This is a genomic window from Arthrobacter yangruifuii, assembly GCF_009192775.1.
GTDB lineage: Bacteria > Actinomycetota > Actinomycetes > Actinomycetales > Micrococcaceae > Arthrobacter_B > Arthrobacter_B yangruifuii.
In genome coordinates this window covers 173,396-190,468 of sequence record NZ_VTFX01000006.1, presented here as the reverse complement: position 1 = coordinate 190,468, position 17,073 = coordinate 173,396, and the positions used below count along the sequence as shown (strand labels likewise).

Genomic DNA, 17,073 nt, shown 5'->3' with positions numbered 1-17,073 from the left:
GGGTGGAGTCCTGTGATTTATGGCCCGCTCGGGGCGCAAACAGGTCCCTAGGTGCCGCTAGCCAATCCCTGAAGACCTGTCATCCCTACATTCGTCAAATCGAATTTGTCGTCTTCGTTTCTGAACTGCCCCTCGGGCCGAAGCGCCTCGTTCGCGAGGCTTCCGCCGACGCCCACGGTGCGGTCGACTAATTCCTCCGCCACTCTAACCCTGATCGGGACGGTGGGGGCAGCGTGCTGTCCCGCATAAGGCATTGGCATGAGCGAGGGAATGTGCTCGGTCAGCTTGCTGCTGACCGCGCTGAACCCGACGTTGGTTGCAAAACCTGTGGTAGCGGCGTGGAAAGCGCCTGTCACCGATTTATCTTTGTTGTCCTGGTCAGTCGTATAGTCGAAGAAGTTGCTCGTTGCCCCGGACACTCCGGATTTAATTGCTTCCTGTCCCACCGGGGTAACGGCGGCTTTAATGACGGACTCCGTCGCCTTGTAACCTGCCTGCCCCGCGCTCGAAGCGAGTTGAGTCGCCCGAGGTATAGCTTGAGTCAGCGCTTTTCCGGCGCCCCAGCCCGCCAGACCTGAGACCGCCCCGATAGTGGAGTCCACGGCGAATTTGCCCCAGTCGATTGGTTTGTTCGGGTCTGCGGACTTCTGCCCCACCAGGGACCATCCCCCGCCCGACAGGGCACCGGCCAGCAGTATCATTCCCAAACCGCTGCCCACGCCGGAACACGCAAGAATCGTTCCGGCGACGATCATGCCCACTCCGAGAATGGTCTCCCAGTCCCCTTGATGAGCGTTGGTGAATTCCTGCAGCTGCGCGTCCGTGAGCGGCTGCAGACCCGTCGGGTCTGTGGCATTCAGCGGGTTGTTGCCGGCGTAGGCGTAGGGGTTGCCGTCCCAGCCCGCCCCCAGTACGGGTGCCAACGGGTCGGTGGACAGGAAGCCACGGGTCGCAGGGTCAAAGGCACGCCTGCCCAGCCATTCCAGACCCGCAATGTCCAGCCCGCCGTTTCCGGTCAGGCTGATGCCCGCAGGCAGCACGCCGGTCAGCCCCGTTGCCCTATCTCCACCGGACATCGCAGCTGCTGCGCTGCCCTCGATGGAGAAGCCTGCTTCGGGGATAGCCGATGCACCCAGCACCGCCCAGGGATCGGTTTGACCTGTGGGCCGGGCGGCACGCCAGTTCGGGCTGATCCAGGCATCTCCGAAACCAGTCACACCGCCGGGCAGTGAAAGGACCTGCTCCGTACCGAGGCCCGCCAGGGTGGGCACCGGCTTGGCGGTATCCCACCACACCGGGCACCCGTCAACGGAAGCCAGTTCACCCAACACGTCCGTCCACATCCGGTGTTGCGAGCGCACGGTCCCGTCCGGCGCGTGTTCGGCGGTGGCCTGCAGGTATCCTGTGGCACCCCAGGCATATTCAACCCAGGATCCGTCAGGGCCGATGCTCCGGACCCGGCGGCCGAGTCCGTCATGGACGTATTCCGTCCGGGCCCCGTCCGCTTCGACAACCGCCGTCAACTGGCCGGCGTCGTCATATTCGTAGACCCGCAGCCCTGCTGAGGTGCTTTCGCGGACCAGCCGGCCACCGGCGTCGTACTCCCACTGCGAGTCCGAGGACGTCCCGGACCTGTCTGTCGTGGCGGCAGCAATCAACTGTCCCGCCCCGTCGTAGCTGTACCGGGTGACAGCGCCCGCCCGGGTCAGGCCGGTGATCCGGCCGTCGTCATCCCGGCCGATCAGCGTGGTGTCGGCCGTTCCCGGCGCGGTGCGGTCGGCACGGGTGTGTTCAAACAGGTGGCCGTTGCGGTAGACCCACTCCTGCACCAGCTCGCCGGCCGTCGCTGCCGTCAGTCGGCCGGACCGGTCATGGGTGAATGACGCGTCACCCAGCCGGGAATTGCTGACGCCCGTGACCCGGCCTGCGGCGTCACGGGTGTAACGGGTGGTGGTCCCGGTGGTGTCGGTGAAGCCGGTACGGTTTCCGTCGGCGTCATACGACCAGGACATCCCCTGCCCGCCACGGGTGCGGGAGATGAGCTGGCCGCGCCGGTTCCATTCAAACTCATGCTCTACCGCCAGCCCGTCCGTCCCCGTCCCGTCACTGATCACCACACGGCGGTTCAAGGCATCGCGGCTGATGGAGCCCAGCAGCGTTCCGTTGTGGGAGGTGGTGGTTTCCCGGCCGGCGGCGTCGTAGGTCCAGGTGGTGGTGTTCCCGTCGGGGTCCGTCTGGGACACCTGACGTCCCGCAGGATCGTAGGTAGCGGTGGTGACCCGGCCAAGCGGGTCGGTCACGGAACTGACCTTATCGATCTCCGTATACGTGCGGGTAATGACCCCGCCCAGCGGATCGGTGATGCGGGTCAGGCGTCCGCGGACGTCGTACTCGAACCGGGTCCGTCCGCCCACGCCGTTGGTCGTCTCGATCAGTTCCCCTGCAGTGTTGTACTTGAACCGCCGGGTCCCGTACCAGGGATCCTGCGAGAAGATGAGCCGGCCCACCCTGTCATACCCGTACCGGGCCGTCCCGTTTCCGGGAGTGACACTGAGGATCAGGCGGCCGCAGGCGTCGTAATCGAATCTCTCCACCTCACCGGTGGGAAGGGTGCGCGCAACCACCCGCTGGTCGGCGTCGTACGCCAGCTCAGTGACCGCGCCGAGGGGATCGACGGTCTTCCAAGGCCGTCCACAGGCGTCGTACTCGTAGCGGGTAACGGCACCCGACGGCGACGTAACTGAGGTGATTTTCCCCGCCACGTCACGTCCCAGGACAGTCAGCCCGCCCTCGCCGTCAATCAATTCCACCGGATTCCCGGCGGCGTCGTAAGTGGTCAGCTCCGCGGACCCGTCCACGGCTTCGGCACGCACCGGGCGCCCGTATTCGTCGAAACTGTAGGTGGCGGAGGAGAACGCGTCGGCGAGGGTGGCCGTTCCGGACTTCCGGTCGATGGCAGCTTCCGCGCGCACCCCGGTCGGGTCGACGACGGCAGTCAGGTTGCCGATCTTGTCATACTCCCGCGCCCAGTCGTTCCCGGCAGGATCCGTGATCCGGGTGAGGCGGGAGAGGGTGTCGTGGGTGTAGCCCCAGCGGGCACCGTCCGGCAGGATCGCTTCGGCGACGTTGCCGAGCTCGTCGAACACCCGCTCGGTGCTGCGGCCCAGCGGATCCGTGGAGCGGACCATTTCGCCGTTGGAGGCGTACTGCAATTCGGTCCGGCCGCCGTCCGGAGCGATGACGGCGGCAACCCGGCCGGCTGGGTCATAGGCAAAGGACCACACTGCGCCGTCAGGATCCACGCGGCGTTCCAGCAGCCCGGCCGCGTTGTAGGTGAAGCGCGTCCGTGCGCCGGACGGGGTGACGGCCGCGGTGGGGCGGCCCGCGGAATCCCGGAGGATGCGGGTGGTGCCCCCTAGGGCATTGCGGGTGGCAATGAGGTCCCCGTACTCGTTGTACTCGACGCTGACACTTACCCCGGCCGGATCCGTGATCCGTACCAGGAGCCCGTCCTGCCAGAGAAGTTCCGTGCGGCCTCCGAGGGGATCATTAATCGCCGCCGGATCGCGGGAAAGATCATCCGCGTAGTCATAGGTGACGACAGATCCGGTTTCGGTGACCAGGGTGGTAATCCGGTCCTGCTCGTCCCACCCGTAGGTCAGGTCCGCACCCTCGGGCGTCACGGTACGGATGCGGCGGCCGCGCTGGTCATAGGCGTGGACGGTGACGGATCCGTCGCGTTCGGTCAGGGAGACCAGATTGCCGTGCCGGTCATAGGCCATGGACTGGCGCTGATCATGGGAGTCCAGCACCCCGACCAGCCGGCCTTTGGGATCCGCGATCCAGGAGTTGGAACGGGTGCCGTCCTCATCCGAGACCGCGGTGACCCGTCCGGGCAGGTACGCGAAGCGGGTGCGTCGGCCGTGCTGGGTCAGCTGCAGGATGACGCGGCCCTGCTCGTCGTACGTGTTTTCCGCCTCGAGCACTCCGGCGGCGGAGTACACGGCGTCAATCAGCCCGGCGTCGTTCCACCGGTACGTGCGGGTTCCGGTCTCTGTCGTCACGCTGACGAGCCGGCCGGCGTCGTCGTACCCGTACTCGGCCCGGCGCCCGTCCGAGGCCCGGACGACGGCGGCGCGGCCGAACACGTAGTCAATCTCCAGGAACCGGCCGAGCGCGTGTGAGAGCCGGGTTACCTGACCGGCGATGTTCCGGTCCTCCGGGTTCTCCCGGTGCACCGAGATGGCGCGGCCGGGTCCGGCACCGGCGCCCAGCCAGACGCCGGCGGGAGTGTAGGCCCACCACGCACCCTGGTTATCCCGGACCACCAGCACGTCGGTGCCGTCCGTCGGCAGTGTGGCCAGCTCCGAGAAGCAGTCCGAAGCGGCAGGTTCACGAGTCAACCAGTAGTTCTCTCCCACGGCCCGGTCCCAGCCTTCACCGGCACGGGGGAAATCCACGGCCCGCCCGTCGGCCAGCACCCACCGGCAGCCCTCGTCAGAGAGCACCAGGTGCTGGTCCAGCACCGATGCCCAGCCGGGACCAAAGGCACCCGGAACCTCGAGGCCGGACGGCAGCGAGTTGTACATCCGGGTCAGCGTCAGGCCCGAAGCCATCCCGGCGAACCCGAGGTCCGTTTCCGGTTCGATGAAGTTACCGGTTGCTGTGTTGACCGGATCATTGGCGTATCCGGTGGTCGGTAGCGCACCCGAAGCCCTGGGCGGATCGATGGACAGCCCCTGACGGTCCGCATTAACCCCCGCAGCAGCCAGGGCGGCGGCCAGAGCCGCATCCGAAACGGTGGAGACGCCCCCGTTGGCCCCGGCAGCCGCGAAGGCATCTGCGACAACGACCGCCCAGTGGGCGTCGTTTTCGTTGGCCTCCAGGTACTGGTTGTACGCGTTTATGACCCCGTCGGCCTCGAGAATTGCCCACGAGCACAGCCCCTTGAACGAGGCCAGATTCCCCTTGAGGCGGGATACATCGGCCACCAGGCCGGCATCGAGTGCACGGGAACCGGAGGCAAAGGACCGAAGGTTATCCGGCCGGGCCGATGACGTTCCTCCGGCTGCGGAGCTGCCCTGAAGCGCCTCCCTATATCCGATGAGCGGCGTGAAGGCGGCGAACTGCGGCGCTTTGCCCGGTTCCATATCGGGCATGTCATCCACCCCGAAGCGGTCATCCCAGAACTTCTCCCAGCCGTTGCGGGATTTGTATTCCCGGACCCACTCATTGGCCGTCTCGCGGCGGGCGTCCTCTTCATGGGCGGAGCGGATAAATGTTCCCAGGTACTCTGCCACCTTCCGCAGAGCCCGTTCCAGCTCATGAGCATCTGTGTAGGCCGTGGTGGTGTTTCTTTGGAACTTCTCGGCGAAGAGTCCCTTGAAGTCCGCTTTCGCCTCGCTCGCGTGGGTGACCCGGTCGTATTTTGTCTGCTCAAGGGCATCTGCGGCAGCCCTGAATGCCTGCTGCATCGTCTCGGCATGGACATAACTGAACCGTCCGCGGTCTGCCGATTCCGCCGGCAACAACGGCATTATAACTAGATCGCGGTCATCAACATCAGACATAATCAGCGCCCCCCACTGAACAAAACTGGAAAAGAAACAACCATCACCGGCAGCCCGGACGGGGCTACTGGTGGAAAACCGGCCACGGCAAGGGCCGTGGGACCGAATGTCAGTGCCGGGTTTCCCTGGCACCAGAGCCCGCAACGGCTGGACAGTGCACCGCCGCAGCGGTAGCTACTGTCCAGCCGTTGCTGGCGCTATGGGCAGCTTAGGCGCCGCCGCCGGCGGAGAAGATATCCTGCGAGATCTTATCCAGCTGGGTCCGCAGCTCTTCCAGTTCCTGCCTGGCCTTATCCAGGGCAGCCTTGGTTTCCGGCCACGTGGATCCGCGGAACTGGGAGGCCAGCGGGCCGTCCCAGATGTTCGGATCCGAGAGGATCTTGCCCTGCGCATCGAGCGCCGAGATCTGATCGGTGAAACCGCCGTTGACAATGGACTGCACCTGGGCGATGGCAGACTTGGCCTGCTCGGTTGACAACACACGTGACATAAAAATTCCCCCATTAAGAGACATCATGTTTTCCGCCGGGCGTGAAATCCGCCGGCAGCCGGACGGTGCAGATGCTACCAATACAAACGATTTAAAGCCAACAACCAAGCGGCCTTATTTTTGGCGATCAGATCCGCGGAAATCCGACGCCAAATTGACCGGCAAGAATAAATGAACCAAATCCCCCAATCAATCCCTTATGATGCTCAAGGCACAGCGAACGGAATGAGGGGACGATTCACGATGCCCAGGCACACTAATATCCACCAGCAGAATTCGAGGCGCAGTGCGCCGGGACGAAGCCTGGGCGCCGCACTTATCGCCTTGGGACTGATCGCCACTACTTCCTGCACCCAGGATCCCGAGCCGGAGCCCGTCTCCAACCCGGTGAAACTCCTGCAGAACGTACGGGTGGATCTGTCCAACGCCGCCGGCGTGGAAGCGATCGAAGGCACCACCATCTCGGTGGCCGCCGACGGCAACTCTTCCGCCGCCAATACGCAGTACACCACCGACGAGGTGGTGGGCGAACTGCCGGTGCGGATCAGCCTGCAGTACCGGGCCGGAGACAAGTCCGGTTCGGACCTGACCGATTTGCAGGGCCATTCCGGGCCGGTGGAAATCAACATGACCGTGGAGAACCTGACGGTCAAGCCGCAGGTCATCGAGTACGACGCCGCCGGACAGATGCGCACTGAAACCGCCCTCGTAGGTGCTCCGCTGACCATTGCGGCGTCCACCACGCTCCCCGGAGTCCGTGCCGACGACGTGACCCCCGGTTCCGCGGACGGGACAACAGGTACCAACGGGGTGCTGAGCAGCACCGAGGACGGTTCCTCCGTGGTGCAGTGGGCCACCGTGCTGGCTCCGCCCCGCTCCGGTGCCAGCACCACCCTGCGCCTGGTTGCGGACGTCGATGACTTCCAGGTGCCTGCGATTGAAGTGGCAGTCCAGCCGGGCCTTAATACGGACATGACTGCGGACGGCGTGGTCTCCGGCGCTTTCTCCTCCGGTGCCGGATCCGAAATGGAACTCCAGCGCCGGACCATCGCCCTGGTGGCCGACGTCAATATCGTCCTGACCAAAGCCGGCTCCACTATCACCGAGGTCCGCCGCAACCTTCAGGAGACCTCACAGACCCTGGGCGTCAAGACCGCGGAAGAGCTGAGCAGCAACTCCGAATCGCTGGCCGCCACTATGGTGCGGTTGAAGGATGACATGGAGGTTCTGGGCTCCGATCTGGACGCCGCCACCAAGGGCACGGAATCCGTCACCTTGTCCCAGCTGCAGCAGACCGTCTCCGCCGTGGATTCCATGCTGGGTGATACGTCCGCCGTGCCGCCCACGGTCACGGTGAAGGGCGAGGGCTGTGTTGCCGATGTAGCCAAGCCGCAAAAGTCCGGCACGGTCTACGGCAGCATCCTGACCATGGCTTCGCAGCTGGATGCCTATGCCACCGTCAGTGCGGACTGCCGCAACTTCGTGGCCGGCCAGCTCCAGACGGCCATCGGTCCGGAAAAGCCGACGGCTGAAGAGTGCGCCGCAGAGGCGGACAAATCCAAAGAAGCAGAAGACGGTTCGGCCTTCCTTTCAATGACCTGTTCCCTTCTCAACTCCCGGGTCACCATTGAGAGCGCCCTGGCAGGACTGGTAAATCAGGGTGCCGAGCTCGTGGCCACGCTTGAACCGAAGCTGGTTGAGGCAGCGATCGCGAACCAGAAGGTTTCCGACGACACCCTGGTTGATGCGCAGACCCAGTTGGCGGCCATCCTCGAGGGCCCGGAGACCCCGGACGACTACTCGACGGCACTCGCTGAGTTGGGAGCGACCATTCAGGCCGCCGAGGATTCCACCAGGGCCTCCGTTGAGGCCACCCGTGAGGCAGCTGACGCGGCCCGGAGCAGCATCGACGGACTGCGGGTCAAACTGAACACCATCGCCACGACGGCGGACAACGCCCAGGCCGAATTGACGGAAGGGCTGCCGTTTGACCGTTCCATGACGGCCCAGAACGAGGCGCTTGCCGATGATCTGTGCAGGATCGCCGACGGCGATGACCCCCGCGACGGCCGCCTGTCAATGAAGGACGCCGAGCGTCTGCGCTCCTACTTGACCTCCGTTCCGTGCGAGGCGCTCGATGAAGAGGGCAATCCGGCACCGGAGCTGACCCCTCCGTTCGGCTTCCAGGAATCCCAGGATGTGCGCCTCGCTGGTCAGTCCGAAGCATGGGCCGAGGTTATCCGGCAGACGGACACCAACGCAGAGGATCAGGCAATCGGCCAGGCGTTCACCGTTCTGGACGAATCCATCAAGGGCATCGACATCAAGCTGGACGCCGTCCGGGACGCCGTGACAGTCCTCGACAATGCCGCCACCGGCAACGTCACCGGCACCCGCAGCGGGCTGGTGAAGCTGCAGAAGACGCTTGACGAAGCCGTCACCGCGTCCGGTGAGGTCCACGACAACCTTGTCAACGTGAAGGACCAGCAGGCAACGCTTGGTGGGGAGATCGAAAAGGCCCTGGCCGAGGTTTCCGAGGACACCGCCGAAAAGGTCGAGGAGGCAATTGCTTCGCAGACCCGCAAGGTATCCGAGATCGGCGACGAAAGCACCGAGTCCGTCACCACCGCCTTCAACAGCTCCATCGCCGGCCTGAAGTCCACCTCCGGCGACGTCGTCAAGGATGCCAAGGGAACCGTGGACAACCAGCGCGGCGAGCTGAACGAGGAGGGCGACGCCCTCTCCGCCGCTCTGTCCAAGAGCACCGAGTCCGCGCTGGCGCGCATCGCGTCCAGCACATCCGGTTCAACCCGTGACGTGGACGGCGCCCGCGCCCTCCTGTCCGCCAGCCTCAACAAGGTGATGATGGACCTGGGCGACCGCACCGTCAACGGATCCGGCCTGCTCGGCTCCATGGCCACCAACGCCGCCAAGGCAGATACCGCTGATTTCCAGCTGGCTTTGGCCGCACAGAACGCCGAGGGCTACGCCAACATCCGGTCCCAGGACGTGGCCGGGCTGCTGCTGCGCCAGGCACAGTTCAAGGCCTCCCTCACCGCTATAGACGAACTGCCGGCCTTCCACCTCGAGGTGCCGGCCGGCGCAACGTCGCAGACCCTGTACACGCTGACGATCGGCGGCGGCGAATGACCTCCCGGACCAAGCTTCTGACCCTCATCATTGCCGGGCTGGTGGTGGTTGCCGCCGTCGCGGTCCTGCTGGTCACCACCCTGAACCGCCCCAAGGAAGTTGCCAAGCCGGATCCCGTGGCCGCCACGGTTCCGGTGGCCCTGGCGGCCGACGGCCTGCCCAAGAACTTCTCCCTCGGCGTCGTGATGACTTTCGGCTCCTCCGGCGAACCCGGCACGGAGTACAACCGCGCGGTCCAGGGTGCCGTCGTTGCCGCGGACCGCTTCGCCCAGGACGGTGCCTCCATGGACCTCCCGACACAAAATGACAGTGGAACCGAGGACGGGGCACGTGCCGCCGTCCGTACCCTCGGCGAGCAGGGAGTGTCCGGCATCATCGTTGCGAGCACGGGCCCGCAGGCAGTGGCCGCAGCCAAGGCCGCGGAGGAGCTGGGCCTGCCGGTGATCCTGCCCTACGCCGACCCCCTCGACCCCGGCGCCTCCACATGGACGCTGAAGCCGTCCACCGCTGCCCTGGAGGGTGCCCTCGGCACCGCACTGGAAGGGAAGAGCCGGGTGCTGCTGGTGTCCGACGGCGGCCCCGTCCCCGCAGCCGTGCCGCTTGCCGGAACGCTTAACCTCGGGGAATTCGCGGACGTTCCTGCCCTGGCCCAGGAAGCCGCCGTCCGGACCGGCGACCAGCCGCTCCCGCTTCCCGAGGACGCTCCGGAGGGCACCCAGGCGATGACCACCGCCGAGCCGGCCGACGCCGTCGTGGTTTCGGCTGCCACTCCCCAGCGGCTGGCCCGCCTCGTGCAGGCCCTGCAGTCCCGCAGCGTTTCCGTTCCGCTGATCCTTCCGGACGGAGCCACCGCTCCGGCTTTCGCCACCGCACTTGCCGAGCTTGACGGAACCGTCTCCGGACAGCTGGTCACGGTGGCCCCGGCCGGAGGTGACGGCTCCGCCCTGCAGAAGGACGCCCAGGGCCGGGGAATGTCCGCCTTCCTGTCCGCCGTCCGGTTGGCCGCAGGTGAGACCACCACCAGCAACCTGACCAACGATGCCCCGTTCTCCGGTGATGCGTGGGCAGCGGACACCGCCAGCCACGACGCCGTCGTCGCCCTGGTGCGCGCAGCCGCCACGGCTGAAAGCGCGAACCCGGCGGAAGTCGGTGAGGCGTTGCGCGCCATGTCCTTCGGTCCCGGAGAGGGCATCGCCGGGCCGGCACTGGATTTTTCGAAGTCCGCCGCGCTGACGGTGGAGGCAGCGCCTGCCTATGCCTCTCCCCAGGATCTGGGCCTTCGTCCGGCCAATGACGAGGCTCCCCGCCTCGTCTGGATCCAGTCTGCGGCAACTCCCTAACCCTCCCGGCCCGCCGCACGGCGGTCGGGCCGCTGTTCCACCATGGAAGGACCGCCCCGGTGCGTGTGCTGATCGATCTGGACGAGACCCGCTTCGAGTGCGAGGTGGCGCACGCTGCACCTGCCACCACGCTGACGGACCTGGTGGAAACCGCCGGCGGGCCCCGGCTTGCCCCCGACGAGGCAGTGTTCGTGGACGAGTCGGAAGTGCGCGCATCCACGCCTGTCTCCGAGCTGGTCCTCCTGGAGGGCAGCCGGATCTCGCGGGCGCCCTGGCCCGCCCCGAAACGGCTGCGCGGATGGAGCGTCACGCTCGCCGGCGGACAGCGCGCGGGCAGCGTCATCGAAGTTCCGCAGGGACGCGAAATGCTCATAGGACGGTCCCCGCACGCGGACCTGACGCTTCCCGCCGAAAGTGCGTCCTGGGAGCACTGCCGCCTGCGCCGGGAGGAAGAAGGGCTGCGGGTAGTGGACTGCGGCTCCACCAACGGCACCCTGGTCAACGGTGAAAAGGTCGGCGAAGAAGGGATCCTGGTTAAGGACACCGCCACCATCACGGCGGGCGGCACGGTGCTTCTCCTGCGCAATTCCCTCGAGGAAACCCCGTCCCCGGCTCCCGGCAGCCTGCATAACCTCACTCCGGCAGGAACGGCACCCTTCAACCGGCCGCCCCGTCCCGGAAAGGCCCCCGAGGGTGAGTCCCTGGTCCCGCCAAGCCGCAAGGAGGTGCCGCCGGCGAACAAATTCAGCTACATCACGGTGCTGGCGCCGCTGGTGATGGCCGGCGCCATGGTGCTGGTCCTGGGAAGCATGCGCTTCGCCATGTTCGCCATGTTGAGTCCGGTGATGGCCATCGGCATGTGGTTTGAACAAAAGCGCCGCCATGACCGCGGCCTCAAGGAAGAGGAAGAGCGGTTCAACGGAGCCGTTGAGGAGTTCGAAGAGCAGATCCGCGCAGCCGCCGAGGCCGAAACCGCCCGGCGCCACAAGATGATCCCGGACCCGGCAACCGTGCTGCGGCGCCCGGCCCTTCCCGCTACCTCCCTGTGGCAGCGCCGTGCGGAATCGGATGATTTCCTGGCCCTGCACGCCGGCACGGGCGATGTGCCGTGGAAACCGGAAGTGGACCGCAATGCAGCGCCGCGGCTGGACCCGAAGGTGAAAGACTCCCTCGCCGCCGCCCGCCTGCTTTCGGCTCCCGTTCTGGTGGACCTCAGCAACGCCGGAGTGGTGGGCATGGTGGGACCGCGTGAGGGTGCCCTGGCGCTTGCCCGGTCCCTGCTGGCGCAGGCGGCTGTCCATGTGGGTCCTGCGGACCTGACCATCGGCGTCTTTTGCGATGCAGGCCGGGCCGAGGAATGGGAATGGGCCTCCTGGCTGCCGCACACCCGCCAGGCGGGAAGCAGCACCGGACAGCGCTGGATGTCCGCCCACCGCGAGTCCAGCGTTTCCATGCTGCGCGCCCTCAAAGACACGGTGGAGGATCTGCCCACCCCGGCGCTGCTGGTGGTCCTGGATTCCGAGGTGCTGACCGAAGGCAGGGACGCTCCTGCCCGCGCACTGCTCGGCATGGGCCGGCTGGAGCCCGGGACCTACATCAACCCGCAGCAGCGTGAAGCGAGGGTGGCGGGCATCGTCATTGCCACGTCGGAAGAGCAGTTGCCGGCGTCCTGCACCACGATCATCCGGGTGGGTGAGGATTCCGCGGCCACCCTGGAGCAGCCGGAAGACCTGACGCGGGTGGAGGACATCATCCTGGGCGGACTCGACCAGGAGGAGGCCCTGCGCTGCGCCATGCGCGTAGCGCACTTCGATGATCCGGAGCTCAGCGTGCCGGGGGCCTCGCTGCCCTCCCTCGTCCGGCTTCCGGGGCTTTTGGGCTACGAGCGTCCGGAACCGGCCACCATCCGCCAGCTCTGGCAGACCTCCACCGGCATCTCCACACCCATCGGCACCGGCGAGGACGGCGATCTGTCCCTGGACCTGGTCAAGGACGGTCCGCACGGACTGGTGGGCGGAACCACCGGCTCCGGAAAATCCGAGTTCCTCCGTTCCCTGGTGGCCGGCCTCGCGGCACGCAATGACCCGACCCGGCTGAACTTTATCCTCATCGACTTCAAGGGCGGGGCCGCCTTCAAGGCATGCGAACGCCTGCCGCACACCATCGGCACCATCTCCAACCTGGACGAACAGCTGGCCGACCGTGCCCTGCTGGCCCTGGAAGCCGAGATGGAGCGCCGCCAGCGGGTCTTCGCCGAGGCCGGCGAGGGCATCGACAACCTCAATGCCTATATGGCCACGAAACCGGCCGAACCCATGCCCCGGCTGCTCCTGGTGATTGACGAGTTTGCCATGCTGGCCAAGGATTTCCCGGACGTCCTCAAGGCGCTCGTCAGCGTCGGTGCGGTGGGCCGAACCCTGGGCGTGCACATGATCCTGGCAACGCAGCGTCCGGCCGGCGTCGTTAATGACGACATCCTCGCCAATACGAACCTCCGGGTGGCGCTGCGCGTGCAGAGCCGCGAGGACTCCAACAACGTCATTGGTGTGCCCGCCGCTTCAGCGATCGGGCGCGCCCAGATGGGCCGGGCCTTCGTAAAGCTGGGCCAGGATGACATCACTCCGGTGCAGACGGCCCTCGTGACCGGCAGGGCGCTGCTCGGCGGCGGAGCTTCCGTGGATGTGCGCGAGATCCGCCAGTTCGGCGTCCCGGCTCCTGCGGCCGCACCGCCCCGCTCCGAGGTTTCCGATGACAATGATCTGGACCTGTTGATCGAGGCCGTCGTCGAGGCCAACCGCGAGGCGGGATACCCTCCGCCCCGGCAGGTCTGGCCGGAAGCACTCGGCGCGACGGTGGAGCTGGAAGGCTTCCGCGCTGACCCGGAGGAAGCCGGAGACCCGAAGGACGCCGGGGACACGGACGCCGAGGGCGCCGAACCCGCCGAACCGGCCACCGCCGAACCGGCCACCGCCGCCCGGATCCTGCCGCGGGTGGGCGGCGTCCGCGGTTCCACAGTCATGGTGACGCTGATGGATGAACCGGAACTGCAGCGCCAGTCTGCCGCCGGCTGGGACATGTCCATCGGCAACCTGATGCTGATGGGCGTGGCCGGGTCCGGCACCACCACTACGCTCGCGTCCCTCGCCCTGGCACTGGCCAAGGACACGGATCCTGCGGACCTGGACCTGATGGTCCTGGACATGGGCTCCCGCGGGCTTGAGCCGCTGTCCCGCCTGCCGCACACCGTGGCCTATGTGGGCACCGGGGGCGGCGCCAAGGAACAGCAGGCCCGTTTCCTGCGCCACCTGCACACCGAACTGGAACGCCGCCGCGCCGCGCCGGAGGGGCACCGCCGCGCCGTCGTGCTGCTGGACGGGCTCGCCTCGCTGCGGGACGAATTCCAGGACTATGAGGGACAGCAGCTGCTGGACCTGCTGTACCGCGCGTACGCGGACGGACCCGCCCTCGGGCTTTCCTTCGCGGTCTCCACCACCCGTGCCAAGGCGATCCCTACCGCCATGAACGAAGTCACGCTTCAGCGGTGGCTTTTCCGGCTGGCGGACACTTACGACTACTCCTCCCTGGGAGTCCGGGGGAAGCAGATCCCTGCGGAACTTCCGGGACGCTGCGTGGACCCGCGCACCAAGCTGCAGATGCATGTGGCGACGCCCGGCATCGGCCTTGAGGCCGCCGTGGACCGCGTCCGGCAAAGCTGGGCCGAAGCACCCGCCAAGACGCCGGCAATCCGCCGGCTGCCCGGAAATGTGACCATGCCGGAGCTGGGCGTGAAGCCCAAGCTGGATGCCGAGCCCTGGCTCATTCCGGTGGGCATGCGTGAGGCGGACTTCGCCCCCGCGTACCTGGAGGTCTATGAGGGTGAACATGCCCTCATTGCCGGCTCCGCCAGGTCGGGAAAGTCAACGCTGCTGCTCGCCCTGGCCGAGGCCCTGCAGGGAGCGTCCACGTCCCAGGGGCCGGCGCAGGTATGGGGCATCTGTGACCGCCGCTCGCCGCTGGCCTCCGCCGAGCTGGACCGCGTGGCCGTCGGTGCCGACGAAATTCCGGCCCTCCTTGCCTCGCTGCGGCTCGAACGCGCCCCGGTGTTCCTGCTGATTGACGACGCCGAGCGGATCGAGGACGCCGACCAGTCCATCACGGGTCTCCTGACCTCCGGTCAGCCGGGACTGTGCGTCATCGCTGCCGGACGGTCTGCGGACCTCCGCAGCCTGTACAGCCACTGGACCAAGGCGCTCCGCAAATCCCGTCTGGGGGTGTTGCTGCAGCCGGATGTGGATTACGACGGCGATCTGCTGGGCGGGACACTTCCGCGGAAGGCACCCGTGGCCCTCACCACCGGCCGCGGCTACCTCGGCGTGGGCGGGCAGTTCGCGCTGATCCAGTCGATGAGCCCCGAGGAGGAATCCACGGCGGCAAGCACCTAGGATGCAAACGGGGCCGCACGGTTTCGGCAACAGTCAGATCTAGAACGTTGGGGAGTACGGTATGCAATTCGCACAGACGGGGCAGGCGCTGGGTGCGTCCTACCGCTTCGGCGAGCTGGTGGGCTCCGGCGCCGTGGGCGAGGTCTGGACCGTTACCTCCATCGAGGGCGAAACCTACGCTGCCAAGGTCCTTCGGCCGGAGCATGCCGATGATCCCTCGCTCGTAGAGCGGTTTGTCCGCGAACGCTCGGTCCTGCTGGAGCTGCAGGACTCCTCCATCGTCACCGTCCGGGACATGGTGGTGGAGGGAACGCGGCTGGCCATCGTGATGGACTACGTCGCCGGCGGATCCCTGCGCGACGCCGTCGCGCAGACCGGTCCGCTGCCTCCCGCCGACGCGCTCCACCTCGCTGCGGAAGTGTTTGACGCATTGGCCTTCGCCCATGCCCGCGGCGTCACCCACCGCGACATCAAGCCGGACAACGTGCTCCTGGCCCGGCCCTGGGCGCAGCGGCAGCCGGGCGATGTGCGGGTCTCGGACTTCGGCATTTCCGACGTCGTCGGTGACCGGATCCGCCAGACCACCGGTCTCATGGGCACTCCCCTGTACATGCCCCCTGAGCTCATCACTTCCGGCCGGTCCGGTCCGTCCGGCGATGTGTACTCCGCCGGCGTGCTGCTCTATGAGCTCCTTGCCGGGCGGACGCCCTTTGCCGGTCCGGGAACGGACTTCAGCATTGCCTACCGCCATGTATCGTCCCGTCCGCCGAGGATTCCGGTGGATGATGCGCTCTGGCAGGCCCTGGACACTCTGCTGTCCAAGGATCCGGACCGGCGCCCCGCCGCAGCCGAGGCCGCGGCAAGCCTGCGGCGCCTTGCATCCCGCCTCGCGGGCGCCGCGGCGCTCGAGCGCGGCGATGCCCCGGCGGAGTTCGACGACGTCGAACGCCCCGCGACGATGGTCCGCGGCGCCTTTACGGATGCGGAGCTCACCGCCCTGGCTGCAGCTCCGCCGTCGGAGGAAGATCTGGCCGTCCCGGAACTGGGGGAAGCGGGCAGCGCCACGATTGCCCGTCCCCTGGCGCGCCGCACCGTACTGTCCCCTAGCCAGGCGCCGTCGGAGGAGGTTGAGGAAGCCACCCCGTTCTGGCGTACCCGCAAAGCCCTGTTACTGGCCGGCGGTGCGGTGGTGCTGGTCGCTGCCATGATTGTGGGGTTTGTGGTGCTGGCCCCCGATGGCGGGGACAAGGATAAGGCGACTGCCGCCGGCGAGAAACTGTCCGCACGGCTGCAGGACATGACCCTGCCCACGGGCCTCACCATCTCCCGTGATGCCTCCTACGAACCGTCCTCCGGACAGACCCGGCTGAGGATCGCCTACTCCGCGCAGAAGGCACCGTTGTCCGGCGATTTCCTGGAAGTCATCCCCGGGCTGGCCGAGGACGACGCGTGCCCGGCGGTCACTTGGGAAGGGGCCTCCGTCAGCCGGAACCAGGCCTCCGTTACCGGACTTGATGTCGAATGCGGCTGGAAGGTCTCGGAAATGGAGATCCCCGCCGGAGGATCCATCGAAGTGACGGCAACGGTGCCGGCCAAGCCCGGAGACCAGGAGGCCCTGGATAAGTGGCTGCACAGCGGATCCGAGGCCACGACGGCCGCAACGCAGGATCCTGCGGTCAAGAGCACGGCGTACCCGGTGCAGCGGCTGATGAACGTGGAGGTGCGCACACCGACCCGTGTGGTGACGCCCAGCCCGCTGATGATCACCCTGGTTCCGGTATGGGCCAGCGGTGCCGACGAGCTGAACCCGCTCTACGTCAGCCCCGCATCAGGCCAGCCGTCGCAGATGTTCACGGCGGTCACGGGCGGTGAGGAGGGGCTGCGCTTCTCCGACGGCTGCGGCGGCGCCCTGGCGGTGGACAGTTCGGGTCTGACCGTGACGGCACTGCAGATCTCGCCCCAGTGCACGGTCCGTGCCAGCGTGGGAAACTTCACCGAACTCCAGTCCTCCGGTTTCGGCATCACGTCGCGGGAGAACGCGGGCCGTTGAGGAACCGGTGAGGGTCCGGCATCCGTCTCTT

Annotated in this window: 6 protein-coding genes; 4 read left to right on the top strand and 2 right to left on the bottom strand. The window is 66.9% G+C overall.

Going from position 1 to position 17,073, the window contains the following annotated elements:
• Positions 1-47: 47 nt before the first annotated feature.
• Both GD627_RS15340 and GD627_RS15335 read right to left on the bottom strand, forming a co-directional pair.
• Positions 48-5,528: a DUF6531 domain-containing protein gene (locus tag GD627_RS15340; protein WP_194266079.1), complete on the bottom strand. Its 5,481-nt coding sequence runs from the start codon at positions 5,526-5,528 to the stop codon at positions 48-50.
• A 250-nt stretch (positions 5,529-5,778) separates the two neighbouring features.
• A complete protein-coding gene (locus tag GD627_RS15335) occupies positions 5,779-6,060 on the bottom strand; it encodes a pyrophosphorylase (protein ID WP_152273256.1) in 282 nt (93 codons plus the stop codon).
• A 243-nt stretch (positions 6,061-6,303) separates the two neighbouring features.
• On the opposite strand from GD627_RS15335, the gene GD627_RS15330 reads away from it, so the two are divergent.
• The 4 genes from GD627_RS15330 to GD627_RS15315 all read left to right on the top strand — a co-directional run bounded on the left by GD627_RS15330 (position 6,304) and on the right by GD627_RS15315 (position 17,042).
• Positions 6,304-9,210, top strand: coding sequence for a hypothetical protein (locus GD627_RS15330; RefSeq protein ID WP_152273255.1), 2,907 nt, complete (start codon positions 6,304-6,306; stop codon positions 9,208-9,210).
• A complete protein-coding gene (locus GD627_RS15325) occupies positions 9,207-10,550 on the top strand; it encodes a hypothetical protein (RefSeq protein ID WP_152273254.1) in 1,344 nt (447 codons plus the stop codon). Before GD627_RS15330 ends, GD627_RS15325 begins: the two co-directional genes overlap by 4 nt.
• A gap of 59 nt (positions 10,551-10,609) precedes the next feature.
• Complete coding sequence (locus tag GD627_RS15320; protein ID WP_152273253.1) at positions 10,610-14,992, top strand: type VII secretion EssC family protein; 4,383 nt, start codon at positions 10,610-10,612, stop codon at positions 14,990-14,992.
• Positions 14,993-15,053: 61 nt separating this feature from the next.
• Entirely contained in the window at positions 15,054-17,042 is a 1,989-nt protein-coding gene (locus tag GD627_RS15315) for a serine/threonine-protein kinase (RefSeq protein WP_152273252.1), read from the top strand.
• Positions 17,043-17,073: the final 31 nt, after the last annotated feature.

What these genes read in the sequence shown, in the direction of transcription:
- GD627_RS15315 (WP_152273252.1), top strand. Translation starts at nt 15,054, where the DNA reads ATGCAATTCGCACAGACGGGGCAGGCGCTGGGTGCGTCCTACCGCTTC.
- GD627_RS15330 (WP_152273255.1), top strand. Translation starts at nt 6,304, where the DNA reads ATGCCCAGGCACACTAATATCCACCAGCAGAATTCGAGGCGCAGTGCG.
- GD627_RS15325 (WP_152273254.1), top strand. Translation starts at nt 9,207, where the DNA reads ATGACCTCCCGGACCAAGCTTCTGACCCTCATCATTGCCGGGCTGGTG.
- GD627_RS15335 (WP_152273256.1), bottom strand. Translation starts at nt 6,060, where the DNA reads ATGTCACGTGTGTTGTCAACCGAGCAGGCCAAGTCTGCCATCGCCCAG.